Source organism: Marinobacterium sp. xm-g-48 (assembly GCF_013282925.1).
Taxonomy (GTDB): domain Bacteria; phylum Pseudomonadota; class Gammaproteobacteria; order Pseudomonadales; family Balneatricaceae; genus Marinobacterium_E.
Genome location: NZ_WBYQ01000001.1, coordinates 159,634 through 183,362 on the forward strand (window position 1 = coordinate 159,634; position 23,729 = coordinate 183,362).

At 48.1% G+C, this 23,729-nt stretch carries 25 protein-coding genes and 1 pseudogene; 13 read left to right on the forward strand and 13 right to left on the reverse strand.

Annotation, left to right across the window (positions count from 1 at the left end):
- The 5 genes from XMG48_RS00780 to XMG48_RS00800 form a co-directional block, all read right to left on the reverse strand.
- On the reverse strand, positions 1-1,047 hold the full coding sequence (locus XMG48_RS00780) for an iron ABC transporter permease (protein ID WP_173480166.1): 1,047 nt from the start codon (positions 1,045-1,047) through the stop codon (positions 1-3).
- Complete coding sequence (gene fur, locus XMG48_RS00785) at positions 1,047-1,457, reverse strand: ferric iron uptake transcriptional regulator (RefSeq protein ID WP_173480167.1); 411 nt, start codon at positions 1,455-1,457, stop codon at positions 1,047-1,049. Before fur ends, XMG48_RS00780 begins: the two co-directional genes overlap by 1 nt.
- A gap of 44 nt (positions 1,458-1,501) precedes the next feature.
- Positions 1,502-2,599 carry an ABC transporter ATP-binding protein gene (locus XMG48_RS00790; RefSeq protein WP_173480168.1) on the reverse strand — a complete coding sequence of 366 codons (1,098 nt, stop codon included), beginning with the start codon at positions 2,597-2,599 and terminating at the stop codon, positions 1,502-1,504.
- 8 nt (positions 2,600-2,607) lie between these two features.
- Complete coding sequence (locus XMG48_RS00795; protein WP_371731490.1) at positions 2,608-4,065, reverse strand: ABC transporter permease; 1,458 nt, start codon at positions 4,063-4,065, stop codon at positions 2,608-2,610.
- Between the two features lie 180 nt (positions 4,066-4,245).
- Positions 4,246-5,253 (reverse strand): Fe(3+) ABC transporter substrate-binding protein, encoded by a 1,008-nt coding sequence (locus XMG48_RS00800; protein ID WP_173480169.1) that lies wholly within the window; start codon positions 5,251-5,253, stop codon positions 4,246-4,248.
- 221 nt (positions 5,254-5,474) lie between these two features.
- Between XMG48_RS00800 and XMG48_RS00805 the strand changes: the two genes are divergently transcribed.
- Positions 5,475-6,572 carry an enoyl-CoA hydratase/isomerase family protein gene (locus XMG48_RS00805; protein ID WP_173480170.1) on the forward strand — a complete coding sequence of 366 codons (1,098 nt, stop codon included), beginning with the start codon at positions 5,475-5,477 and terminating at the stop codon, positions 6,570-6,572.
- 65 nt (positions 6,573-6,637) lie between these two features.
- On the opposite strand, the gene XMG48_RS00810 is transcribed toward XMG48_RS00805, so the two are convergent.
- A complete protein-coding gene (locus XMG48_RS00810; protein ID WP_173480171.1) occupies positions 6,638-7,621 on the reverse strand; it encodes a rhodanese-related sulfurtransferase in 984 nt (327 codons plus the stop codon).
- Positions 7,622-7,763: 142 nt separating this feature from the next.
- Between XMG48_RS00810 and gndA the strand changes: the two genes are divergently transcribed.
- Positions 7,764-9,275, forward strand: a complete 1,512-nt coding sequence (gene gndA, locus XMG48_RS00815) for an NADP-dependent phosphogluconate dehydrogenase (RefSeq protein ID WP_371731423.1) — start codon at positions 7,764-7,766, stop codon at positions 9,273-9,275.
- A 4-nt stretch (positions 9,276-9,279) separates the two neighbouring features.
- Here gndA and XMG48_RS00820 read toward each other — a convergent pair whose 3' ends face one another.
- Complete coding sequence (locus tag XMG48_RS00820; protein WP_173480172.1) at positions 9,280-9,588, reverse strand: DUF1330 domain-containing protein; 309 nt, start codon at positions 9,586-9,588, stop codon at positions 9,280-9,282.
- A gap of 72 nt (positions 9,589-9,660) precedes the next feature.
- The gene (locus XMG48_RS00825; protein ID WP_173480173.1) at positions 9,661-9,999 is read right to left on the reverse strand and encodes a DoxX family protein; all 339 of its coding nucleotides are present in this window, start codon (positions 9,997-9,999) and stop codon (positions 9,661-9,663) included.
- A gap of 635 nt (positions 10,000-10,634) precedes the next feature.
- On the opposite strand from XMG48_RS00825, the gene XMG48_RS00830 reads away from it, so the two are divergent.
- The 3 genes from XMG48_RS00830 to XMG48_RS00840 all read left to right on the forward strand — a co-directional run bounded on the left by XMG48_RS00830 (position 10,635) and on the right by XMG48_RS00840 (position 13,020).
- Entirely contained in the window at positions 10,635-10,958 is a 324-nt protein-coding gene (locus XMG48_RS00830; RefSeq protein WP_173480174.1) for a hypothetical protein, read from the forward strand.
- Positions 10,959-11,416: 458 nt separating this feature from the next.
- On the forward strand, positions 11,417-11,722 hold the full coding sequence (locus XMG48_RS00835) for a helix-turn-helix transcriptional regulator (RefSeq protein WP_173480175.1): 306 nt from the start codon (positions 11,417-11,419) through the stop codon (positions 11,720-11,722).
- Positions 11,723-11,733: 11 nt separating this feature from the next.
- A complete protein-coding gene (locus XMG48_RS00840) occupies positions 11,734-13,020 on the forward strand; it encodes a type II toxin-antitoxin system HipA family toxin (RefSeq protein WP_173480176.1) in 1,287 nt (428 codons plus the stop codon).
- A gap of 578 nt (positions 13,021-13,598) precedes the next feature.
- On the opposite strand, the gene XMG48_RS00850 is transcribed toward XMG48_RS00840, so the two are convergent.
- Positions 13,599-13,961 carry a hypothetical protein gene (locus XMG48_RS00850; protein ID WP_173480178.1) on the reverse strand — a complete coding sequence of 121 codons (363 nt, stop codon included), beginning with the start codon at positions 13,959-13,961 and terminating at the stop codon, positions 13,599-13,601.
- Between the two features lie 682 nt (positions 13,962-14,643).
- On the reverse strand, positions 14,644-15,069 hold the full coding sequence (locus tag XMG48_RS00855; protein WP_217361970.1) for a helix-turn-helix domain-containing protein: 426 nt from the start codon (positions 15,067-15,069) through the stop codon (positions 14,644-14,646).
- A gap of 82 nt (positions 15,070-15,151) precedes the next feature.
- Here XMG48_RS00855 and XMG48_RS00860 point away from each other — a divergent pair, with 82 nt between their 5' ends.
- The 5 genes from XMG48_RS00860 to lspA (XMG48_RS00880) all read left to right on the forward strand — a co-directional run bounded on the left by XMG48_RS00860 (position 15,152) and on the right by lspA (XMG48_RS00880) (position 18,842).
- On the forward strand, positions 15,152-15,802 hold the full coding sequence (locus tag XMG48_RS00860) for a cation transporter (RefSeq protein ID WP_173480180.1): 651 nt from the start codon (positions 15,152-15,154) through the stop codon (positions 15,800-15,802).
- Positions 15,790-16,227, forward strand: coding sequence for a disulfide bond formation protein B (locus XMG48_RS00865; protein ID WP_217361971.1), 438 nt, complete (start codon positions 15,790-15,792; stop codon positions 16,225-16,227). Before XMG48_RS00860 ends, XMG48_RS00865 begins: the two co-directional genes overlap by 13 nt.
- Positions 16,224-16,862 (forward strand): thioredoxin domain-containing protein, encoded by a 639-nt coding sequence (locus XMG48_RS00870; RefSeq protein ID WP_173480181.1) that lies wholly within the window; start codon positions 16,224-16,226, stop codon positions 16,860-16,862. Before XMG48_RS00865 ends, XMG48_RS00870 begins: the two co-directional genes overlap by 4 nt.
- Positions 16,863-16,987: 125 nt before the next feature.
- Complete coding sequence (locus tag XMG48_RS00875) at positions 16,988-18,349, forward strand: M23 family metallopeptidase (protein WP_173480182.1); 1,362 nt, start codon at positions 16,988-16,990, stop codon at positions 18,347-18,349.
- Positions 18,336-18,842, forward strand: coding sequence for a signal peptidase II (gene lspA / locus XMG48_RS00880; protein ID WP_173480183.1), 507 nt, complete (start codon positions 18,336-18,338; stop codon positions 18,840-18,842). The genes XMG48_RS00875 and lspA (XMG48_RS00880) overlap by 14 nt, the downstream gene beginning before the upstream one ends.
- 19 nt (positions 18,843-18,861) lie before the next feature.
- Here the strand turns inward: lspA (XMG48_RS00880) and XMG48_RS00885 are convergent, their stop codons facing one another.
- From XMG48_RS00885 to cadR, 3 genes and pseudogenes are all read right to left on the reverse strand, one after another.
- Positions 18,862-19,533 (reverse strand): SCO family protein, encoded by a 672-nt coding sequence (locus XMG48_RS00885; protein WP_173480184.1) that lies wholly within the window; start codon positions 19,531-19,533, stop codon positions 18,862-18,864.
- 63 nt (positions 19,534-19,596) lie between these two features.
- A pseudogene (locus XMG48_RS00890) lies at positions 19,597-20,292 on the reverse strand (metal ABC transporter solute-binding protein, Zn/Mn family); the annotation flags it as partial.
- Positions 20,293-20,392: 100 nt separating this feature from the next.
- Positions 20,393-20,800 (reverse strand): Cd(II)/Pb(II)-responsive transcriptional regulator, encoded by a 408-nt coding sequence (gene cadR, locus XMG48_RS00895; protein ID WP_173480737.1) that lies wholly within the window; start codon positions 20,798-20,800, stop codon positions 20,393-20,395.
- 95 nt (positions 20,801-20,895) lie between these two features.
- On the opposite strand from cadR, the gene XMG48_RS00900 reads away from it, so the two are divergent.
- Genes XMG48_RS00900 through XMG48_RS00910 form a run of 3 tightly spaced genes read left to right on the forward strand, consistent with a single transcriptional unit; the run spans position 20,896 to position 23,619 of the window.
- Positions 20,896-21,792, forward strand: a complete 897-nt coding sequence (locus tag XMG48_RS00900) for a cation transporter (RefSeq protein ID WP_004364974.1) — start codon at positions 20,896-20,898, stop codon at positions 21,790-21,792.
- Positions 21,793-21,795: 3 nt separating this feature from the next.
- Positions 21,796-22,308: a signal peptidase II gene (lspA, locus tag XMG48_RS00905; RefSeq protein WP_173480186.1), complete on the forward strand. Its 513-nt coding sequence runs from the start codon at positions 21,796-21,798 to the stop codon at positions 22,306-22,308.
- A 21-nt stretch (positions 22,309-22,329) separates the two neighbouring features.
- On the forward strand, positions 22,330-23,619 hold the full coding sequence (locus XMG48_RS00910; protein WP_010548535.1) for an ISL3-like element ISPpu12 family transposase: 1,290 nt from the start codon (positions 22,330-22,332) through the stop codon (positions 23,617-23,619).
- The last annotated feature ends 110 nt before the right edge of the window (positions 23,620-23,729 follow it).

Below are 23,729 nucleotides of genomic sequence, written 5' to 3' on the forward strand. Positions count from 1 at the left end.
TTAGAGATCCAGCAGATTACGATTACGCAGCAGCAGGTAGAGGAAGAATGGCCCACCCAATATCGCCATGACAATGCCGATGGGTAGCTCCGCCGGTGCAATCAGTGTACGACTGAGAATGTCGGCTAACATAAGAGCAATAGCGCCTAACAGTGCCGCGGCAGGCAGTAGATAGCGATGGTTTGGTCCTATGACCAGGCGCAGCAGGTGGGGCACGATGATGCCGACAAATCCGATCGCACCTGAAACGGCTACGGCGACCCCAACGGATAATCCAACCAGTAGGATAGCGGCTCGTTTAAGACGCTGCACCGAAACGCCTAAATGCATGGCAGCGGCTTCACCCAGCGCTAAACGGTTTAAGCCAGAAGCGAGTAACGGAGCTAACAGTAGCGAGATTAGCATCAACGGCCCAGCGACTTTCAGTGAGCTCCAACTAGCACCGGCAATGGAGCCAAGATTCCAGAAGGTTAGGTTACGCAACTGACTGTCGTTGGAGTAGTAGATCAACAATCCCGACAGTGCCGCAGCAAAGGCGCTGAGTGCTAAGCCAGCTAACAGCATCACGGCGACCGAGGTTCTGCCTTGACGCGTCGCGATCTTGTAGAGAATCAGCATACAGCCCCAGCCACCTAAGAAGGCCGCGATTGGGACCAGAAATCCACCGATACTATTTAAGAGTGAGATGGGTAACAGCCCACCTATGACAATGGCTGTCACGGCACCCAAACCTGCACCGGAGCTGACACCAATAAGACCTGGATCAGCCAAAGGGTTGCGGAACAGCCCCTGCATAATGGCACCCGAGACAGCTAAGCTAGCGCCGACCAATAGGCCCATGACTGTTCTGGGGGCGCGAATATCAAACAGGATGACCTGCTCTTGAATGCCGATGGCTTCGCCCTGCATTAACGCCCAAAGTGAGCTGGCGAGAGAAGTGTTTGATGAGCCAATGGTCAGGCTGAATAGGGCAACCAGGCACAGAGCCAACATCAATAGAGAGATGGTGAACTTTGCCTGTAAAGAGCGATCGCCCGTAGCCTGCATTAGCTCTTCTTAAGGCCGTAGATGTGAAGAGTTCGACCGGTCATCTCATAGCCGTGCTCTTTCGCGATCTCTTCGATGCGAGCGTTGATGATGGGGTCGTTAAACTCTTTAACTTCACCGGTTTTAACACAGACGATGTGATCGTGGTTGTCATCCGACGCCAGCTCAAAGACTGAGTGGCCGTTCTCAAAACGGTGACGCATAACAAGACCGGCCGCTTCAAACTGAGTCAGAACACGGTAGATCGTGGCTAAACCTATCTCTTCGCCCTGAAGCATGAGGTGCTTGTAGATGTCTTCAGCACTCCAATGGTCATTCTCATTGGCATCTTCGAGTAGCTGGTAAATCTTGATGCGCGGAAGAGTCGCTTTGAGTCCCGCTTTTTTAAGTTCTTGGTTGCTTGAAGACATAGTTGTTCTCGTCAATGTTTACTGTTCAGACGCTAAGAGACATCTTAGCGGGCCTCGTTTTTAGGTTCAATTTTACCTAGGTCATCCGTGACTAAAAATCGGTGTTGTTTCAATGCTAGATAGACCGTATCACCCACGCTGGGGGCTTGAACTGCATGACAGGTCACCGCAAGTGACTGGCCATCCTCCAAGAGCACACTCAATAGAGATTGCCCACCACGAAAACGCTTGGATTCTACCTGTGCGCTAACCTCGCTCTGTTCAACAATCTCGACATCATCCGGTCGTATAAATAGCTCTTTATTGTAGGGTGCCTCACTCACCTCGGTGGTTGAGCGGCTCTGGCCAAACAGAGAGTTCACATGCTGGGTATCGACGTACTCTGCTTTTATGAACTCACCTTCGCCGATGAATTCAGCTACAAACCGGCTTTTCGGCTCGTAATAGATCGCTTCAGGCAGGCTGATCTGTTCCAGCTTGCCTTGATTCATAACCGCAACGCGATCTGCAAAAGCAAAGGCCTCTGCCTGATCGTGTGACACCATCAGCGTGGTAATTTGCTCTTGCTTTAGTAGCTCGGCAATTTCCGGAATGAGCTCATCTCGCAGTGCGGCGTCCAAGCCAGAAAAGGGCTCATCGAGTAGCAGTAGATCGGGTTTGGGTGCCAGTGCTCTCGCTAAGGCGACACGTTGCTGTTGTCCACCTGATAGCTCATGTGGGTAACGACCGCCCATGCCTTGTAGGCCGATCATTGTAAGTAACTGCTCACTTCGGGCTTTAGCCTGTTGGCTTGACCACTCAAACAGTCCGAACTCAATGTTTTCCCTGACGCTAAGATGGGGAAACAGAGCGATGTCCTGAAACACCATACCGATGTTGCGCTGTTCCGGCGGGAGTTGAGACTTTCCATCATCCAGACGTTTTGTGCCCAGCATGATGCTGCCGCTAGAGAGCGCGTGAAATCCTGCAATGCAACGCAGTAGCGAAGATTTGCCACAGCCACTGGGCCCCAACAGGCAGATGAGTTCGCCCTGTTGAATGTTCAGTGTGACCCCATTCACAACCGACAGATCAGCATACCCGGCATAAGCATTCTCAATACTTAGGTGTGTAGATGTCGGTATGTTTGACTCAATACTCATAGAGTTCCTTAGTGCTTGTGGCGGCTTATGGCACGATTCAACAACAAAACTGGGACTAGCCCAACGGCAACGATCATTAATGAGGGTGGTGCCGCCTCGATAAGCTGTTCATCCGAAGCCAGCTCAAAGGCGCGAACGGCCAGGGTGTTAAAGTCGAACGGGCGCAGCATTAACGTAGCCGGCAGCTCTTTGAGGACGTCAACAAAGACCACCAGTAGTGCAGTTAGAAGACTGCTCTTCATTAAGGGCGCATGGATTTGTCGCAACACTTGAAAGGGGGATCGTCCCATCCCTTTGGCCGCTTCATCCAGGCTAGGGCTAATTTGCCCCAAGCCAGACTGCACACTGCCAAGCGCGACGGCTAAAAAGCGCACGGTGTAGGCGATCAACAGGGCAAACAGAGTGCCACTGAAGATCAACCCGCTCATACCTAAGCCGAAGCGTTCGGAGAGAGCAAGCAGACTCTGATCCACAAACACTAAAGGTGCTAAGACCCCAATGGCAATAATGGTACCCGGCAGTGCGTAGCCCAGTGCGGCGAACTGTGTGGCCTGTTTCACCAATGAGCCACTGTTAAAGCGTTGGGTGTACGCCAGCAGCGTGGCCAGAACAAGGGCGATTAGCGCTGCAAGACCTGCCAAATAGAAAGAGTTCCAAGAGAGGCTGAGGAAGTCACTCCAGGGCATTTGCGCATCAAACACCGACCAAGAGAGCAGTTGACCGGCCGGCAACAAGAAGCCAAAGAAAAACGGAATGAAACAAGCCAGAGCCGCCAGCCAAGCGCGTCCACCCTTAAGCTGAATTCGGCTAGCCATCGCTCGAGATCCTGCTCGGACGTTGTAGCTCAGTTTGCGTCGTGAATAGCGCTCGACAAAGATCAATGTCGCTACGAACACTAGCAACAGACTGGCTAACTGTGCCGCACCATTGGCATCACCAAAGCCATAGAAGGTTCTAAAGATACCTGTTGAGAAGGTCGGAATGCCAAAGTATTGCACCGTACCGTAATCGGCCAATGTCTCCATTAGGGCTAGGCTGACACCGGCAATGATGGCGGGTCTTGCCATAGGAATGGCGACTTTTAGAAAGGCCCTGAAGGGTGAGTAACCAAGATTGCGAGAGGCTTCAAAGCTAACGGCTGACTGCTCAAGGAAGGTCGCGCGAGCCATCAGGTAGACGTAGGGATAGAGCACCAGCACCAACATAGCAATGGCACCGCTATGCGATCGAATCTCCCAGAACCAGTAGTCACCATAGCCCCAACCGGTCAGTTCGCGCAGCAGGGTTTGTACTGGGCCGGCAAAGTCGAGCATACCGGTATAGGTATAGGCGATGACATAGGCGGGCATGGCTAAAGGCAGTAGCATTCCCCAATCGAGCCAACGACGACCGGGGAAGTCACACATCGCTGCCAACCAGGCAGCCGGTGCTCCCATAATGACGGTGCCGATACCGACACCGGCCATCAGGATTAATGAGTTGAGAACGTAGTCGGCGAGGACGGTATCAAGAAGGTGAGAGAAAGCCTCAGATCCAGCAAATAGGGACTGACTAACAACGGTTAGAATGGGAAGGGCAACCAGACCGGCGATCGATAAGGCTACCCAATTTGCACGGATACTATTGATAGTTAACTCTCATCTGTTTTACTTCCAGCCAGCACGATCCATAAGGCGAAGCGCTTCTTGGTTCAGTTCGCCAAGCTTAGACAGTGCAACGTCATCGCTCTTAGCTGTGCCAAAGGCTTTTAGTACATTGGATGGCTCAACGCCGGCTACGACAGGGTACTCATTGTTGACTTCAGCGTACCACTCTTGTGCTTCCTGGCTCACCATGTACTCAAGTAGGGCAACTGTTTCGTCACGATTCTTAGATGACGCCGTCAATGCAGCACCACTGATGTTGAAATGGGTACCGCGATCGTTCTGATTGGGCCAGAACACCGCTAGCTGATCAGCAACCGCTTTGTCACTCGCTTTATCAGAGCGAACCAAACGCGCTAAGTAGTAGGTGTTGGCAATAGCGATGTCACAGACACCCGCGGCTGCCGCTTTTAGTTGGTCAGTATCACCGCCAGCCGGTGGGCGAGCAAAATTAGCCACTAGACCTTCAACCCAAGCTTCTGTTGCTTCGACACCGTTAGCAGCAATCGCAGAGGCAATCAGTGACTGGTTGTAGACATTGCTTGAGGAGCGAATACAGATACGACCTTTCCACTGCTCATCGGTTAGTGCTTCGTAGGTACTGAGTTGTTCTGGATTAACTCGATCTTTGGCATAGATGATTGGGCGAGCTCGACTGGTCATACCAAACCAGTGGTTGTCACTGTCGCGCAGGTTGGCAGGAATCGCCTCGTTCAATGCAGTGGATTCAACCGGCTGAGTTAGACCCATCTCTTTCGCGCGGTGAAGACGTGCAACGTCTGCAGTGATAAGAAGATCCGCAGGGGAGGCGCCACCTTCCATCTTCAAACGGCTTAACAGTGCATCATCTTTACCGGTGAGCAGGCGTACTTCGATACCTGTCTTCTCGGTAAACTGATTCAGTAATGGTTGAATCAGGGCCTCTTTACGTGATGAATAGAGGTTAATGTCAGCGACGGCAGTGGTTGTAAAACAGAGTGCTGCAACCGCGCTAATACGACGAATCCACATGTTTGTTTCTCCTTGAGCTGCGAATTATAAACCGGCCTTACTCATTCCTTAAATAAGAGCCTTAGAACATTTGAGAATCATTACTACTAATTTATTGAAGTAATGATGCGATTCTACATGAGAATCATTTGCATTTGCAATAAGGTTTTGCAAATAGATTTTGACATCGTCCCGCTCTTAAGTAGGCTGTCCCTTGTCGTTAAATCATAAGAGTCATGGCAATGAGCGTTGTTCAGTTTCACGAATACCCCACCCAAGATGGTTATAAGCTGTTAGAGATCTCCCTGAATGCTGAGAAGTCCCTCAATGCGTTGACGTTGGAGATGATTCAGCTGATCGAGCCTCGTCTGGACCAGGCGGCAAAGGATGACTGCATCAAAGCGGTGCTATTAACTAGCGTCGGAGAAAAGGCATTTTGTGCCGGCGGGGATGTGGTTAGACTCTACCGCTCGATTACCTCAGGCGATAACCCCAACTTCCCGACCGAATACTTCACACACGAGTACCGTCTGGACTACCGCATTCACACCTTCCCTAAACCGATCATCTGTTGGGGCAGTGGCATAGTGATGGGCGGTGGTATGGGGCTGATGAATGGCTGCAGCCACCGTATCGTGACAGAGACGTCACACATGGCGATGCCAGAGGTGACGATTGGGCTCTTCCCCGATGTTGGTGGTTCATTCTTTCTGAACAGGATGCCGGGTCGTACAGGACTCTTCTTGGGTTTAACGGGTAACCCTATCTTCGCGGCGGATGCGTTGTTCTTAGGGTTAGCGGATCGCTTTATTGAATCGGCGCGATACACTGAGATGGTGACTGGCCTCCAATCAGCCGAATGGCACTGTGATAGTGTTCAGACGGTCAACCAGACGCTTCGCCAGTTAGAGCAGCAGTCGCAAGCGGCGTTTCGACAAGAGTCACCGATTCAAGATCACTATGATTTCATTCAATCGGTGACTGATCAGGATGACTTAACTCAGTTGATGCAAGCAATGGCCAACATTGAGAGTGACGATCCATGGATTCAACGATCACAAAAGGCGATCACTCACGGGTCGCCTCTGTCGGTTCATTTAATTGCTGAGCAGTTGAAACGCACTCGTCATCTCTCTTTAAAAGAGGTGTTTATGTCCGAACTGGTACTGGCCGTTCAGTGCTGCCAACACCCTGAATTTCCTGAGGGCGTTCGAGCACTGTTGGTCGATAAGGATCGCAGTCCAAACTGGATGTTCAAGTCGGTTGATACTGTGGAGTCAGCCGTTGTTGAAGCGTTCTTTGAAGCGCCATGGCCGGTGAATCCGCTGGCTGATCTTTAAGACTCACAGACGATAGGGTATCAATGCAGGATAATATGCTGGTTATCTTGCATTGAACTCTGCCATTACTGATTAGCTTTGCGCTGAGCTTCGCGTTTGGCTTTTTTCTCTTGGCGACGCTGTTCGAAATCGTGCACAGCGTCTTTACCCAAGTGGTGTTCGCCGCGCGCCTTTGCTAATTCGAGCTGGTGCTGGCGCTCCTGAAAACGTTTGCGCTGCTTATCGGTTACTTTGTCGTAGCAGTGGTGACAACTTAACCCCTCTTGGAAGTGCTCATTCTGACGATCTTCAGCGGATAGCGGCATACGACAGGCGTGACAGAGCTGGTAGTCACCGGGTTCTAAACCGTGTCCAACCGATACACGGTTGTCAAAGACGAAACATTCACCATCCCACATCGAGTTATCGGCAGGTACTTCTTCAAGGTATTTAAGAATACCGCCCTCTAGGTGGTAGACCTCATCAAAGCCCTGTTCACGGAGAAACGCGGTCGACTTTTCACAACGGATACCGCCCGTACAGAACATGGCGACTTTTTTATGCTTGCTAGGGTCTAGCTGCTCTTTAACGTAGCTAGGGAAGTCTCGGAAGGTGTCGGTATGAGGGTTGATCGCGCCTTTAAACGTACCGATATCCACTTCGTAGTCATTACGTGTGTCGACCAACAGTACTTCTGGATCGGAAATCAGGTCATTCCACTCGTTAGGTTTGACATAGGTGCCGACGGTTTTCAGTGGATCGATGCCTTCAACACCCATGGTAACGATTTCACGTTTCAGTTTTACCTTGGTGCGGTAGAACGGTTGCTCATCAAAGAACGACTCTTTGGAGCTCACCTGATCCAGCGGTGGGTGCTCTTTAAACCATGCGTAGAGCGCATCGATCGCTTCACGGCTACCAGAGACTGTGCCGTTTATACCCTCTTTAGCTAGGATTAATGTGCCGCGAATATCTTGCTCGTTCAGGAACTCTAACAGAGGCTGACGCAGTGCTTCACACTCCTCGAAGCGAACAAATTGATAGAGTGCGGATACAACGATATTGGCCATAATCTCCCCAGCGTAATCTGGATAGTTGAAAACCGCGCAATTTTACCAGATAAGGCATTGAGGTTTATAGAGTAGAGTTTTCAAGCTTGAAAAACGTTAGAATAGCGTGGTTCAGATAAACAACTTTTTTGGGGCTTAGGTAGTGGCAGATAGAGAGATGATCGGTTTTATTGGGCTTGGCGTTATGGGTAAAAACTTGGTGCTCAACCTCGTTGATAATGGTTACCAAATTGCAGCCTTTGACCTGGATGCCAACAAAGTAGATGACGCGATCGCTCAAGCAGCTGCTGAAGTTCCGGATCGCCCTCAACCGATTCAAGCCTGTTCCTCGCTCGGTGAACTGTTAGCGGCTTTGCCATCACCAAGAACCATTTTTGTCTCTGTCCCAGCAGGTGATCCTGTCGATGCAGTCTGCCGTCAGCTGATTGATGCAGGCGTTGATGTCGACGATATCGTTGTGGATACCGGAAACTCACTCTGGACCGACACACGTGATCGTGAAGTGAACTATAAAGAGCACTTTACCTTCTTCTCTACTGCGGTATCGGGTGGTGAAGTCGGTGCACGCTTTGGCCCTTCTTTGATGCCATCGGGTGATCAAAAAGCTTGGTCACGTTTACGCCCTGTTATGGAAGCGATCGCAGCGAAAGTGGATGCAACCACAGGACTTCCTATTGAGCGTCGAGAGCCCGGTAATCCTGTTACTGAGGGCGAGCCTTGTGCAACGTACATTGGCGATTCTGGTGCAGGCCACTACGTAAAAATGGTTCACAACGGCATTGAGTACGCTGATATGCAGTTGATCTGTGAGGTCTACCACTTCATGCGGTACGCCATGCAGATGGCGCCCTCTGAGATCGCTTGTGTATTCCGAGAATGGAGTCGTGGCCCACTGCACTCCTACCTGATCGAAATCAGTGCTGAAGTTCTGGATCAAGAGGATCAGTTTACCGGCCTGCCGTTGGTCGATGTCATTCTTGATAAAGCGGGTCAAAAGGGTACCGGTTTATGGACCGCGGTTAGCGCGCTTCAACTGGGCGCTCCTGCACCAACGCTGACCAATGCAGTCTTTGCTCGCTCACTATCCACCCTTAAATCGATTCGCGTTGAAGCGTCTAAAGTTCTGCCTGGGCCAATGGAGTACACCCTAGAAACGCCAAAAGAGCAGTTAATTGAACAGCTACATGATGCACTCTATTGTGCAAAAATTTGTGCCTACGCGCAGGGTTATCATCTGATGCAGATGGCCGCAAAAGAGCAGGGTTGGGCGCTCGATTTATCCGCCATCTCAAGAATTTGGCGTGCTGGGTGTATTATTCGTGCAGCGTTTCTTCAGCCGATCTCAGCAGCGTTTCAGCGCAATAAGGATCTGCCAAGCCTGCTAATGGATCCGTTTTTCTCTGAAAAGTTGGCTAAACATCAACATAATTGGCGCACGATTGTTGCGCAATCAGCACTGGCGGGTATCCCTGCTGGGGCGATCAGCTCTGCCCTGGGTTACTACGACTCATTCCGAACCGAGGTGCTGCCTGCCAACCTACTGCAAGGGCAACGTGATTACTTTGGTGCGCATACATTCGAGCGAACAGATCGCACGGATGGCAAATACCATGTGCGTTGGAGTGAGCCAGGTAGGCCGATGGAGAAGGTGTAAATACCTACTCCCCAGGTTGGGGGCCTTCGTAGCCCTCGACAACCACTAGATCAGCAATACCGGCATGTTCACGAAGAGCTTTAGCATTTTGGTAGCCAGAGGAGTGGTAGCAATCCAACGCCTGTTGGTAACTCGGAAACTCAATGATCACATGACGTGATCGCACGCTCCCCTCAACCTGTTGGTTATCGCCTGCACGGACTAAAAACTTAGCGCCATACTGTTTAAATGGCTCCGCATTAGCGGCCTGATAGAGCTTATAACCCTCTGGGTCTGAAATATCGACATGAGCCATCCAGTAACCTTTAGCCATCGTGTTTTACCCTTTTTGATTCTAATGGTAACTAGCCTAACCTCAGAACAGTCACTGCTCAAGATGCTGTCTTTAGGCTGGCTTGATATCCTTCTTAAAACGCCAAGTGTTGATAAGGGTTAGGATTAGAATAACCGTTGCAACGCCTAGCATCGGCCATTCAGCATTCAACAGATGAGTGGCCATGGCACCTATCATCACGCAGTTGAGCCCTACTGATGTGATGAATCGAAGCTGCTTAACCCAAATAACTAAGCCTCCGATCACTTCGACGACACCGGTGAAATACATAAGCCAGAGCGGGTAACCCCAGCGATCAAAAGCTTCTAATTCAAACTCCAGACCCAGCAGCTTAGCACTGCCTGATGTAACGAAGATGAGGGTGATTAACGGGGTGATGAATTTATCCATGATGTTCCCTTTGGGTGGGTGAGTCTGGATTAAGTGTAGTTGAGGATTTTGGTGGTGGGGCGGGATTTTTATGGGAATGTGTGGCGGGTGTGACTCGGGCCATCCTTGGCCTTCACCCCTTTGGGGCAACACTTTGTGTTGTCCAAAACTATATCCTTGTAGTTTTGTGATTCGGGTAAGCCGATTGTGGCTTTAAAGTAAGTGACGGGTTGGACTCGGGCCATCCTTGGCCCTCGGTCCTTCGGACCTGACTAAAGTCAGTCCAAAATTGGCCTCCTGCAATTTTGTCGAACCCGCTCCGCGGGCTCTGTAACCCGCCACAAAAATTAAAAAGGGCCACTCCCTTCGGGGTGGCCCTTTTTAATTTTGTTTGGTGGAGGTGGCGTAACCCTGCACCAAACCGCATGATATCAGCGCTTGATGCGTTTTGTAAACCGCTGATTATTCTGGATAAATAAATTATAAATATGTATACATATACAGTTGCTTGGGTGTTGCTGAGGGCTCTGTTTGGTGATTTGAATTCGAACTCAAAAACAGGATTCGAACCCGCGTCCGTTTGGCATTAATCTCCTTGCTATTCCCTCTGCGTTGAGCGTCTATAGACGAGGTCAAAATGATTTCAGGAGTGGTTAGTGAATATAGATATCGATGACGATTTGATGGATGGGCTTGTCCTTGCCGCTCTCAAACGAGACTACGCCATTAATTTAGAGGAGCCCTATTTTGAGCAACCGGTCGAACAAACACCCGGCTGGGTCATCGATGATCGAATCGCCTTGATTGAAGCTCTGTATCTGCTGCTCCGGTATCGAATGAGTCTCAGAGATTTTACTGATTTTATGACGGAAACGCGGATTGCTTACTACAAGTGGGCAGATACAGTGAAGACTCCTCGCCAGAAAAGTTTAAACGCCGTGGATGAGCCAGATCGTCAGGCACAAGAGTCAGGGGATTAGAATCCCGACTAGATTCGCTGTGATGCTCAAATTGTCCTGCTCTTTTCAGATAGCAGGCAAGCCTAGCCAGCGAAGACCCGCTTTGTAATTGAGGTGGATCTGCGCAAGCAATGAAGCCTCCCCGCTGGACGCGGCGGTTGATAATGAGGATAAGCACTAGGACGGCCTGGTGGAGCGCCTCTCATTAATGCCCGGCAATTGATTGTGACACCAATCGCGCCAAAAAATGTCACGATTATTTTGAATCGCGCCATTTGAAAGCCATTACCGATATCGTCGAAATATGCACCTGTTTTCAGAGGGCGTTTAGGTTGCCTAGCTATGATAAGCAACATATAAGTTTCATTTCTTTGAATTTTGTCTAATATGGCACGAAAGCGTCATTTATGTTGCTTTCGATTTTATGTGCAACTAATATGATGCTTATTGAAATTAGGCAATATATGAGTTTACTTGTAATGGGCGATCTACTTCAGCAATTAAAGCATCGACGGCTCGAAATGGGGCTAAAGCAAAACGATATGATGCTGCGCATAGGGGTATCCCGCCAGCAATATCAGCGCCTTGAGTCGAAGGGAAACCCCAGGCTAGATACCCTGGAGTTAGTCGCGAAAGGCCTGAACAGCGAAATCATGTTGATCCCAAATGAGAAGCTTGGAGCGGTCTTGGATGTGTTAGAGAGTTCAGAAAGTCGAGAAGCGGTAAAACCTGAGCGAACCTTATCGGATGACCCATGGAAAGGGCTTCTGGATCCTGAGGAGTGAGAGTGTAACTCATGGGCGAGAACGTCAGTGTCATCAAACTCACACTGCATGGTCGGCTTGTAGGCTATTTGGCAGGTTTTCAGAGTGGCCGAAACATACTTACATTTCTCGATGAGTTCCGAGGCGACAGCCGTCGGCCAACCTTCAGTCTGACGACCCATCCGAAATTTCCATTGTCATCCAAACTGATGTCTGAGCCGTGGACACGAAATCAAAGGCTGCATCCGACACTCTCAAACTTACTCCCTGAAGGCTCGCTTCGAGAGCTCATTGCGCAGGGCCTGAAGGTACATCAAGATAATGAGTTCCAAATATTTTCATATTTAGGTCAAGACCTTCCAGGCGCGATTGTCGCAAGTCCTCTGTCCCCGGGCGAGGTTCCTGATTCCGTATTGGAAGCGCTAAATGGTAGGAGCTACAAAGACCTGAATCTGGTTGGCTTCCAGAAGCTATCGCCTGAAAATAAATTCTCTCTAGCCGGCGTCCAGATGAAGTTTTCGATGAAGGCTAAGGATGGTCGATACAACCTCTCAACGGCAGACGCTTTAGGCGACTGGATTATTAAGACACCGTCTACCAAACATAAAGATGTGCCGCTCAATGAGTACACCGCAATGGCCTTGGCCACTCTGGTGGGGGTTGAGATACCAGAGATTCAGTTAGTTGAGTTGGATAAGTTAGACAACCTACCGCCGATAAACCTGCCAGATGAGCGCTACGCGTTTGCAATCAAACGATTCGACCGTGAAGCCATTTCTTTAAGCGAGAGCGTGTCGAGGATTCACATGGAAGATTTCGCTCAGGTGCTGGTGAAGTATCCTCATGAAAAGTATGACTCTGCCAATTACGAACAGATAGGCCGCATACTGTATCAATTTTCAGGAGATCCTTTGGCGGATACGCAGCAGTTTGCTCGGCGCTTGCTGGTCAATATTCTGTTGGCGAATGGCGATGCGCATCTGAAGAACTGGAGTCTGCTGTACACCGACCAAGTGACGCCTAGATTGTCCCCAGCCTACGATATCCTTACGACGAGCGTGTATATCGAGGGTGAACGCAATTTTGCGTTGAACCTAGGAAAGACGAAAGACTGGTATCAGGTCTCGTATATGAATTTCCAGGCTTGGGCTGAAAAATCAGGAATTCCTTGGCGGGCTATCAAGCCCCATCTTGCCGACGTTATGGATCGAGCGAGGAGCCAGTGGACACCCGCGCTGAAGAATCTACCGATGAATGAGAAGCACAAAGCCCATCTGATTGAGCACTGGAGAAGCTTACATCCAGATTTCAGGATCTAAGTTTCATTTTGCGGCGCATCAAAATTCGGTAAGCTGGGTGAGGCAATCGCTCAACGCTCTGTAAAATTAAGCAGCGCTCCCAGCTCGAGGTGAACATAGGGTATATCAGCTAACCGGTCAACAATTCAAAACCATTAATACACCCAATTACACCCATTTCTCCGAAGGCACCATCAGCTTGCCCTCCCATTCGGATAAAGGGCATTTGAAACATCATCTCTAATGGCATGTAGGTCAGCCTGGATTGCATTCAGTTTAAAATTAACAGGTGCGTTTCTGGTAACGTTTGAATGTCTGGCAATCTGATTGATGTTGGAACCAATCTTACCAAGCTGTCCTAAAATCTGTGAAAGCTGCTGTCTGTCATAAGTTGGCATCTTTCTGGGTGGAAGCCTGACAGGTTTGACTGGTTCCGATATTTCCAGGTTTAGATGACCTTGAATAATGCTTCTGCTGTAATCGTTTCTTGTTCTGTTTGTGCCGTCTCGGACTTTATCAATCTTGGCAATTTCCTCGCCGTTTAGTCTAAAGGAAATTACGAAGTCGCGAGATATAGGGGAACCCATATTGCAGGTTCCTTAAAGTTCGACTTCAACAGAATTACCGCCAACAGGGATAACTCGATTGACCTTTCGTGATGAAAGATAGTTTTCATAATGATAGACAAGGCTGAAAACTTGTTCGCTGTCTTCACGGACGGAACGACTTAAATGAATGAGGTAGTCCGCTAAGTGCTGGTTGCCTTCGGCTGTGTCGAATTTCTGGACTGCAATATCAACAGCACGATTAAACAATGCTGCTGCATATTCCACCTGGTCGATATGCTTCTTGTTCATTTTGCAGGCTAATGATTGGCAGAACTCTGGTTCTTTCATCATGAGTTCTGTTTCGATGGTTTCTATGTTTTGTTTACTTAAACGGTCCCTTTCTCTGTAATGCATTATGATTAAACTCCTTAAATTATATGTTCATGTTATATTCTTTCTTTAAGTGAGCCAGATTTAGAGATGACATTCGTCAGATTAAATCTTGCTCGGAAAATAATGTTCAAGATACCCGGTACCTAGCCCCGTAAACTTTGTTTGCATGGAAAGGCTAAGGCGGTGTCTTGGGCTTATAGCTGTTACATATGTAAACAGCATAGAGTGCGCAATAGTTTTATGAAAATAAGTGAAAAATAATTTCGGATGCAGGTTTTAAGATGTCATCGAAAGGAATTTATCTTGCTATAAATTATACTGGGGTCGACGGGGTGTGAAATCCCCTCGCAAGCGGTGTCTGGAATGTAATGTAGACGCCATGGCTTGCTTAACCTTTATGGATATATAATACATCAAGCATAGGAAAAAATACCGTAAATTGGGGGCAAATGTATCAGGTTAGATGTTAGATGAATCACCTTAAAATAGGTTTGCAACGCTTATGTTGAGGTTTGCACTAGTTCCGCGCACATTGTTTTAAATTGTAATACATTGTTTTAGGTTGTTATAGGGCGTTATAGGTTGAAATAACCTGTATCAGGGCGTGACAATTTGTTCTGAAGAGTTATTTCTGTTGTTTGTGGCAAAGCGGAAATTAGCAAACTACAACAGAAACAGCCGAATTTAGCCAAAAACGGACTTTCTATTCTGTGTGTTGAGTTTCACACAGGCTATGATCGTAGAGAACTTCAATAACTCGGCAATCTGACATTGGCCCCCCTTTGCAATGGTCCAACATTCGTTCCATTTCGGTCTTTAGATCGGTCAATTCCCGGATGCGTTTGTTAATATCTGCGAGTTGTGAAATGACAATTTCATCAGCTTCATAACAAGGTTTGTCGGGGCTATCAGATAGTTTCAACAAATTCCTGATCGCTTGTAGTGGAAACCCCAAATCTCTCGCATGTCGAATAAAAGTAAGTCGTTTGACCGTGTCTTCGGTATACAAGCGCTGATTACCTTCTGAGCGTCTTGGCTCTGGAAGAAGACCAATTTGTTCATAATATCGAATGGTTTGCACCTTACAGCCTGTAGCTTTCGCAACTCTGCCAATTGTTTTTTCAGCCATGTTCATTTTTCCCTTGAACCTATAGTTCCTGTAGATGTTAGATTTTTTATAAGAAAATTCATAGAAAAATATGGAGTTTAAAATGTCAGCTGGATGCTGCAACCACGAAACAAAGTTTGATGGAACCTCAAATGGGTTTCGCACAGCACTGTGGATTGTTTTTTTTATAAACGCCATCATGTTTATTGTTGAGATGATTGCAGGATCAATCGCGGGATCTCAATCTTTGAAAGCTGATGCGTTGGATTTCTTCGGGGACTCCGTTACTTACGGTATCAGTTTGTACGTGATCGGCATGTCATTGAAAGTGCGATCCACCGCAGCCCTTTTAAAAGGCATTAGTCTCGCTTTGATGGGCTTTTGGGTGTTTGGTTCAACAGTCTATCAAGTGTTTGTTCTAGGTGTGCCACAAGCACCAATCATGGGAGCGATTGGATTTTTAGCATTAGCTGCAAACATGGCGAGCGTTCTTATCCTTGTTCGTTATAAAGATGGCGATGCCAATGTTCGTTCTGTCTGGTTGTGTAGTCGCAATGATGCCATCGGCAATATCGCCGTGTTAATTGCTGCCGTTCTGGTTTTCTATACGGGCTCAGCATGGCCCGATCTGGTCGTGGCTGGTGTTATGGCTGGATTATTCTTGTGGTCTGCAACGCAGATTGTTATCCAATCCCTGAATGAAATGCGAAGCATCCCTTCATGCGAAGAAGAGACAAAAATATGTCAGAAATAGCTGTTCCTAAAAAACAAATGAATGCCCTCTATCTTTCTTGGGTTATTGCCCTGACAGCAACATTAAGTGCTCTGTTTATTGGGGAAATATTAGGTAAAACGCCCTGCCTTTTGTGTTGGTACCAACGTATAGCGATGTTTCCGTTAGCGATTATTCTTGGGGTTGCCTGTTATACAGGTGATGCGTCAGGGCGAAAATATGCGCTTCCGCTTGTCGTCATTGGGCTATTGATTGCAGCTTGGCACAGTCTAGTTTTTGCCGGAATTGTGCCTGCCGAAGTTCAGCCATGCTCACAAACAGGTCCATCCTGTTCTGGCGAAGGACAAATTCTTTTTGGTATCTTACCACTGCCATATTTATCGCTTTTAACTTTCCTCACCATTTTCGGATTACTAACAATTCCATTTAAAAAGGACGCAACATGAATAGACGTGCTCTCATCGCAACAACAGCAGCTGGAGCTTTGGCTCTCTTTACAGGTGGTGTTCTTTTTTACAAACCATCCGGCGGCCCTGCTCAGAAGATGTCAGAAGACGGGCCTCTTTTACGCCCATTTGCACCAACATACGGCCCCGATGATGCTCCGGTAACAATTGTTGAGTTCTTTGATCCTGCTTGTGAAGCGTGTCGTGCCTTCTATCCAATCGTTAAAGATATTATGAAGAAGCACAAAGGCAAAGTCCGATTGGTATTGCGATATGTTGCCTTCCATGGACCATCCGAAGAAGCCATTCGCCTTTTGGAAGCTGCACGAGTTCAAGGAGCATTTACCAAAACGCTGAAACGCCTTTATGAAACTCAGCCAAGATGGGCTCCGCATGGTCGTCCGGCTGCAAGTGTATGGGCAATGGTTGAAGGTTTAGGACTTGATATAGATAAAGCAAAAATCGACAAAAACCTTCCAGATATTCATGCGATCTTGGCCACTTCTGCTCAGGATGTTCAAGCTGCAGGCGTTAGTAAAACGCCGACCTTCTTTGTGAATGGAAAACCCTTGCCAAAGTTTGGTGTAGCTGAATTGGAAGAATTGGTCGCAGAGGAAGTAAAGGCTTCATCTTAACAAAGGTATTGGAAACAATTTTCTGATAACGACACTTTTTAAGGGGTGTTATCACCCCTTATTTTCCCTTTATTCCTATTGCCATACCCTTCCCAGAAAGCCCATAGGGAAACAGGTCTAACTTAATGCTAATTTTCTCAAAAAAAACGCTTATCAGTATGTGCGGAATAAGTGCTGTCGTTCTTACAATATGGCTCAGCAATAATCCAATTATCGAGCGTGACAAAACGCCTCAAATTGAGCCACCCAAAATTGCATCAACAAAAGAACAAACAAATGAAGCAGTACAATCGGACCTTCGTCAAACAATAGAGAAAGCCACCGAAGAGCCAAATATCAAAGTAAATATATCTTTGCAACCCGGAAGCAATCTACTTGATGCCCTGGCTGCAGAAAATATATTGAAGACCCAGATCAATGCGGTCAGTGAAAGTTTAAAGGATGTTATTAATCTACGGAAACTTAAACCAGGCCAGAGAATAGAGCTGAGTTTGCAAGAAACTGATGATGGAGGAGCAGCCTTCAATCTCGAGAAATTGGTAGTGGTTGCCAGTACAGATCGCCTTGTCGTTGCCCACAAGACAAAACAAGATCAATTTGAAACCACATTGCAAAAGATTGAACATAGCTCTGAATTGGTATTTGCCTCTGGTAAAATCAAAAACAGCTTTTATGCATCTGCAAAAAAAGAACGTGTTCCAAATTCTATTTTAATGGACACATTTTCTACTCTTAGCCACGCCATTGATTTTCAACGTGATATCAATAAAGGGGATGGTTTTATACTTGGCTACGAGAGCTACGATGACAAAGAATACGGCGGGACGCACCCCGGCAGGCTTATGTATGTTTCAATGTCCTTGAATGAACGAGAGGTTAGCTACTTCAGATACGAGACTGATGATGGATACTCTGGTTTTTTTGATGCTGATGGCAAAAGTATTGACACCAGTTTGTTAAAAACCCCAGTAGGAGGAGGTCGCTTATCCTCGTTGTATGGTAAACGTAAGCACCCGGTTTTGGCATATGCGCGAATGCATAAAGGGTTAGATTTCGCAGCACCAATTGGAACGCCGATTTTTGCTTCAGGTGATGGTGTTGTAACAGCTCGTAAAAGAAATGGTAGTTTTGGGAAATATATTCGTATCAATCATAACAACGATTATGCCACCGCCTATGCTCATCTCAACAAATATGATGAAAACCTTGCAGTAGGTAGCCGCGTTCAGCAGGGAGACATAATTGGATATGTTGGAACCACAGGGCTAACCAGTGGGCCTAATCTTCATTATGAGGTTATTTATCGTGGTAAACAAATCAATCCATTTACCGTTAAATTACCATCTCGTCATGTTCTTCAAGGAGAAGAATTGGAGGGATTTGAACAGGCAAAGAATAACCTCTTAGTAGAATATAAGCTTAAGTCTCATTTTAAATACAAAATGAGTAAGCTCAGTATTTCAAGTGATACATATGGAAAAAGCTGAAGCTAGAATCTTGGACAAACCAATCGTTAAATTCATTTATGCAATTGAGGCGGTTTTCCTTTTAGTTGTCATTGACATAGCATCGAAGTGGCTTGTTGCGTCAGTTGTTATGGATCCGCCACAAAGATTTTCTGTGCTGCCTTTTTTTGACCTCGTACTTGTTTTCAATTACGGCATCAGCTTTGGCATGTTCGGAGAGATTGGACCTTGGGGGCCAAAACTATTATCTCTTCTGACAACATGTGTAACGATTCTTTTGATCGTATGGCTTTGGCGTACCAAGCACCTATATGAAGTTATTGGTCTTACGCTCATTATTGGGGGCTCTATTGGCAATATCATTGATCGTTTTCACGATAATGCCGTTACCGATTTTTTGAGTCTCTATGCGGGTTCATTCTATTGGCCTGTATTTAACGGTGCAGATATATTCATTACAGTCGGCACAGTATCTTTATTAGTTTCCAGCGTGATCCTTCGTGAGAATAAATAAGGCAAGAAAGTAAGGGGCGTCACTGCCCCTTACTTTCTGCAATAATTTCTTTTATGCGTTTTGCCATATCTTTGCCTGGAAGACCATGAGCAAACTTGCGGATAAAACGCCCGCCGGGGCTCATAAAATAGACCCCCGCTGAATGATCGATTAGATAATGTTCATCTTTTTCGTCACTTGCAGGAACTTTGGAATATTTAACTTTAAACAGATCTGCTGTTCGTTTGATGAGATTGGCTGGCCCTGTCAAACCTATGATCGAAGGATGGAAATTTCTGACATATTCACGTAGAACTGTTGGCGTGTCACGTTCCGGATCGACTGAGATAAAGAGGGGCTGAAATTCTTCTTTCATACCTTCCAACTCGTCCATGGCTTCTGCAATATTTGAAAGGGATGTCGGGCAAACATCAGGGCAAAAAGTGTACCCGAAGAAGATAATCTGAAATTTGCCAAAGTAATCTGCATCTGTAACAAACTCATTAAAATGATTACTCATCATCCATCTGCCACCGATGGTTCGTTCGTTTGACTTTTCTTTGGCTTCCCATTCCAAATTTCCAGCATACGAAACCGTAGAAAATAAGAGTAACCCGATTATTGCTAAGAAGGTTTTCATGATATTTTTTCCAATAGAATTAAAAAAGGAAAAGCCATAAAATTTTGTCTTCAAATGCTTGATCTCGCACATTAACTTTCTTCTGTTTATGTGGAGGAATTGAAGCAGGTTGAATATGGCTATGAAGGTGTTTTTTTAGTTTTGAGTTTTTAGCTTTGATGCCTGAGGGCCAGAATATTTTGCACCGATCGAAGCATAGCAATTCGCAATGGTGTCATAGTTATATTGCATCAAATCAACATATAACTCGGGTCCAGCAGGAAAGCTTAAACCGAAAGATTTTAGTTTTTCTACTTTGACCTGATCTTTAATGACTGCAAGAGACAGGTTTTTCTCAGTTAAACCTTCTTCAGTGAAGAAACATATCTTATCTAGATCACTTAGCGCAGCCCTCATTTTAAATAAGTTTTCTGTTAGTGCATCCTCCGCCGGTTTTTCAGATAAAAAGCCACGAGTTTTAAAAGCGTAAGATTGTTCAAAATATTGTTGAGTGTCATGATACATCCAGGAGATACCTGCAGCGATACCTCTGAAACCAAATTCAAACTTACGGTCTAATGCCGCAACTTTATACTTCAAGGCATCCCGATTTTTCATGAATATTTGTTTATTTTTGGGGTCAATAGCTTCAATTTGTGTATAGAGGGCATCAATAAAAACTTCGGCATTTCGAACATCAAGCCACATATACGGGTCGCGTAAATCATCTGATTTACGTGATGGGAGAACTTTGAAATCTGTATCACTTAACATTTCGTAGTTCTTTGTTTCAGGAGTCAAAACATCCGCAACACTTTTCTCTAATTCCGGCCCCATCCAAACGACCAAATCAGCACGTTTTAACGGGTAAGCGGATTAAATGGTTGATCTTACCTTTGCATGAGAGTGAGACAGACCGGCATCTCATCGGATTATCTGGTTGATGCTTCACCTACTGCTGGTGCATGCTTCCTTCGCTAATTCCAGCAAGAACCCCACACGCCTCAACTTCCCGATCATCGTTGCAACTCGCTCTCAGTGAAACGAGTTGTTTCTCAAGCGCTTGCAGAGCGGTTATCTGCGACCGCACATGAGAGATGTGATCATCGAGCAAGGTGTTGACGGCGGTACAAGGCTGATGAGGGTCGTCCTGATAGCTCTGTAGTTCGTGAATCTCAGCCAGTGACAGGCCCAGGATTCTGCAGCGACGGATGAAGGCCAGCCCCTCACCATGCTTCTCGGTATAGACACGGTAACCGTTGTCCTGCCGATCAGGCGGCGGCAACAAGCCCTGCTGTTCATAGAAGCGGATCGTCTGTGTTTCGACCCCTACCAACTGCGCCAACTGACCAATGCGCATCAGCCTCCTCCCCAACGGATTCTTTACTCTATTGACCTTATAGTAGCTTTATAGTTTTAAATGGTACCACAACATTGTTCAAGTGGAGTCGTATCATGAGCAAATCCTGTGGTGGCGCCTGTGGCGGTGATGCAACGTCCGCAGCGGATACCGATATACAGGCCTCCTCCGAGGCGCCAGGGAGATGGGTCAGTGTTTATGCCGTGCCGAAGATGGACTGTCCATCAGAAGAACGAATGATTCGCCTAGCCCTGAACGGCTTTGAGGAGATTCGGGCGCTGTCCTTCGACTTGTCGAACCGCCGGCTGAAGGTCGTGCATGACGGCGAGGTCGAGCCCGTTACCTCGAAACTGAAGACCTTGGGGCTAGGCGCCTCGCTTCAGGAAACCGTCGCTGCAAATCCGGAGACCATCAAGGCCGCCGAGTTTTCGGCAGCTTCTGCTAAGCAAGAATCCGGGACCCTGCGCTGGTTGCTCGGCATCAATGCACTTCTGTTCGTGGTGGAAATGACTGCCGGTCTGATCGCCCGGTCCACCGGCCTGATTGGAGAATCCCTGGACAATTTTGCCGATGCGGCGGTGTACGGGCTTGCCCTTTATGCGGTTGGACATAGCGTGAAAATGCAGGTACGTGCCGCGCATCTTGCTGGTGTACTGCAACTGATCTTGGCTGTGGGCGTGCTCGTAGAGGTGGTGAGACGCTTTGTATTCGGTAGTGAGCCTGAATCGCTGGTGATGATGGCTATCGCATTCGTCGCATTGATTGCCAATACCAGTTGTCTGCTGCTCATATCCAAACATCGGGAAGGCGGGGCGCACATGAAGGCAAGCTGGATATTCTCGGCCAACGACGTGGTGATCAACCTGGGGGTCATCACCGCCGGCGCCCTGGTCGCGTGGACCGGTTCCAATTATCCGGATCTGATTATCGGCACCATCGCGGGGGGCATTGTACTTAACGGTGCCAGACGCATTTTGGCGTTGAAGGGTTAAATAATGCTCATTATTGGCAAAAAGCTCTCGCCGTATGCCCTATTGTCCATATCGGGCCTGCTGGCAGCGTCTGATCAGGCTGTAAAGTGGCTGGTGCAGCAATCAATGGCCTATGGCGAGTATGTTTCGGTGACCCCGTTCTTTAACTGGGTGCACCTATGGAACACCGGTGCCGCATTCAGTCTTTTTGCGAATGGTGGAGGCTGGCAGCGCTACTTTTTTATCGGAATCGCGGTAGTGGTCACGATTTTTCTGATCAAGCTGATCCTTGAAAATCGTCATAAAGGAGAAGCCATCGCTTACAGTCTTATCCTCGGTGGCGCCATGGGCAACCTGATTGACCGGGTCTTTCGCGGCTATGTTGTGGATTCCTTTGATTTCTATTGGCGAGACTGGCATTGGCCGGCCTTCAACCTGGCTGATATTGCAATTGTCCTCGGTGCCTTACTTTTCGTTTCCAGCAGCTTGTTGGGTAAAAAAGCAAACACCAATGCCGAGCCGGATGGATCTGACTGACACCTACGCCTATACAACACCATGACCGAACTTCCCGACAACATCCTTCACCTGCCGCAATACCAAGTACTGGGCTGCAAATCAACCGACGACGAAATGCACTTCCAGGTGGACGTGCCCGATCCCATCGCCTGCGAGGAATGCGGCGTGCAGGGTGAGCTCGTACGGTTCGGCAAGCGTGACGTTCCCTATCGTGATCTGCCCATCCACGGCAAGCGGGTCACTCTCTGGGTGGTCCGCCGCCGATACACCTGCCGGGCCTGCAAGACAACATTCAGGCCCCAGCTACCGGAGATGGTGGACGGATTCCGTATGACACTGCGGCTGCATGAGTACGTGGAGAAGGAATCCTTCAACCACCCCTACACCTTTGTGGCGGCACAGACCGGCCTGGACGAGAAGACGGTGCGCGACATCTTCAACGCCCGCGCCGAGTTCCTGGGGCGCTGGCACCGCTTCGAGACGCCCCGCATCCTGGGCATTGACGAGCTATACCTGAACAAGCGCTACCGCTGCATTCTGACCAACATTGAGGAGCGAACCCTGCTCGACCTGCTGGCCACCCGCCGCCAGGACGTGGTGACCAACTACCTGATGAAGCTGAAAGACCGGCAGAAGGTCGAGATCGTCAGCATGGACATGTGGAACCCCTACCGGGCAGCGGTCAAGGCTGTGCTGCCCCAGGCCCGTATCGTGGTCGATAAGTTCCATGTGGTGCGCATGGCCAACGATGCCCTAGAGAAAGTGCGCAAGGGCCTCAGAAAGGAGCTGAAACCGTCCCAGAGCCGGACTCTCAAGGGAGACCGGAAAATCCTGCTGAAACGCGCTCACGAAGTCTCAGACCGGGAGCGCCTCATCATGGAGACCTGGACAGGCGCGTTCCCGCAACTGCTGGCCGCCTACGAGCACAAGGAGCGCTTCTACGGCATCTGGGACGCCACCACACGGCTCCAGGCAGAAGCCGCCCTGGACGAGTGGATAGCCACCATCCCGAAGGGCCAAAAGGAAGTCTGGAGCGATCTGGTCAGGGCAGTGGGAAACTGGCGCGAAGAGACCATGACCTACTTCGAGACGGACATGCCCGTCACCAACGCTTACACGGAGTCCATCAACCGACTGGCCAAGGACAAGAACCGTGAAGGGCGCGGTTACTCCTTCGAGGTGATGCGGGCACGAATGCTCTACACCACGAAGCACAAGAAGAAGGCACCGACTGCGAAGGTCTCTCCTTTCTACAAGAAAACCATCGGTTACGGACTGCCGGACTTCGCAGAGGAACTCAACTACGGAGTCGATCTATCAACCATCTGAGGGTGGTATCAGATTGATGGGGTGAAGGTGCCCCATCAACCATTAAATCCGTATACCCAAAATTGGGCTATTTTCAATTCTGAGCTTGGTCTTCTGATCTGCTGGACAGT

Bases quoted from the DNA above. Each gene is read 5' to 3' on its own strand.
- XMG48_RS00780 (WP_173480166.1), bottom strand. From the start codon at position 1,047: ATGCAGGCTACGGGCGATCGCTCTTTACAGGCAAAGTTCACCATCTCT.
- fur (WP_173480167.1), bottom strand. From the start codon at position 1,457: ATGTCTTCAAGCAACCAAGAACTTAAAAAAGCGGGACTCAAAGCGACT.
- XMG48_RS00790 (WP_173480168.1), bottom strand. From the start codon at position 2,599: ATGAGTATTGAGTCAAACATACCGACATCTACACACCTAAGTATTGAG.
- XMG48_RS00795 (WP_371731490.1), bottom strand. From the start codon at position 4,065: ATGGCCGGTGTCGGTATCGGCACCGTCATTATGGGAGCACCGGCTGCC.
- XMG48_RS00800 (WP_173480169.1), bottom strand. From the start codon at position 5,253: ATGTGGATTCGTCGTATTAGCGCGGTTGCAGCACTCTGTTTTACAACC.
- XMG48_RS00805 (WP_173480170.1), top strand. From the start codon at position 5,475: ATGAGCGTTGTTCAGTTTCACGAATACCCCACCCAAGATGGTTATAAG.
- XMG48_RS00810 (WP_173480171.1), bottom strand. From the start codon at position 7,621: ATGGCCAATATCGTTGTATCCGCACTCTATCAATTTGTTCGCTTCGAG.
- XMG48_RS00820 (WP_173480172.1), bottom strand. From the start codon at position 9,588: ATGGCTAAAGGTTACTGGATGGCTCATGTCGATATTTCAGACCCAGAG.
- XMG48_RS00825 (WP_173480173.1), bottom strand. From the start codon at position 9,999: ATGGATAAATTCATCACCCCGTTAATCACCCTCATCTTCGTTACATCA.
- XMG48_RS00835 (WP_173480175.1), top strand. From the start codon at position 11,417: ATGGGCGATCTACTTCAGCAATTAAAGCATCGACGGCTCGAAATGGGG.
- XMG48_RS00840 (WP_173480176.1), top strand. From the start codon at position 11,734: ATGGGCGAGAACGTCAGTGTCATCAAACTCACACTGCATGGTCGGCTT.
- XMG48_RS00850 (WP_173480178.1), bottom strand. From the start codon at position 13,961: ATGCATTACAGAGAAAGGGACCGTTTAAGTAAACAAAACATAGAAACC.
- XMG48_RS00855 (WP_217361970.1), bottom strand. From the start codon at position 15,069: ATGGCTGAAAAAACAATTGGCAGAGTTGCGAAAGCTACAGGCTGTAAG.
- XMG48_RS00860 (WP_173480180.1), top strand. From the start codon at position 15,152: ATGTCAGCTGGATGCTGCAACCACGAAACAAAGTTTGATGGAACCTCA.
- XMG48_RS00865 (WP_217361971.1), top strand. From the start codon at position 15,790: ATGTCAGAAATAGCTGTTCCTAAAAAACAAATGAATGCCCTCTATCTT.
- XMG48_RS00870 (WP_173480181.1), top strand. From the start codon at position 16,224: ATGAATAGACGTGCTCTCATCGCAACAACAGCAGCTGGAGCTTTGGCT.
- XMG48_RS00875 (WP_173480182.1), top strand. From the start codon at position 16,988: ATGCTAATTTTCTCAAAAAAAACGCTTATCAGTATGTGCGGAATAAGT.
- lspA (WP_173480183.1), top strand. From the start codon at position 18,336: ATGGAAAAAGCTGAAGCTAGAATCTTGGACAAACCAATCGTTAAATTC.
- XMG48_RS00885 (WP_173480184.1), bottom strand. From the start codon at position 19,533: ATGTGCGAGATCAAGCATTTGAAGACAAAATTTTATGGCTTTTCCTTT.
- cadR (WP_173480737.1), bottom strand. From the start codon at position 20,800: ATGCGCATTGGTCAGTTGGCGCAGTTGGTAGGGGTCGAAACACAGACG.
- XMG48_RS00900 (WP_004364974.1), top strand. From the start codon at position 20,896: ATGAGCAAATCCTGTGGTGGCGCCTGTGGCGGTGATGCAACGTCCGCA.
- lspA (WP_173480186.1), top strand. From the start codon at position 21,796: ATGCTCATTATTGGCAAAAAGCTCTCGCCGTATGCCCTATTGTCCATA.
- XMG48_RS00910 (WP_010548535.1), top strand. From the start codon at position 22,330: ATGACCGAACTTCCCGACAACATCCTTCACCTGCCGCAATACCAAGTA.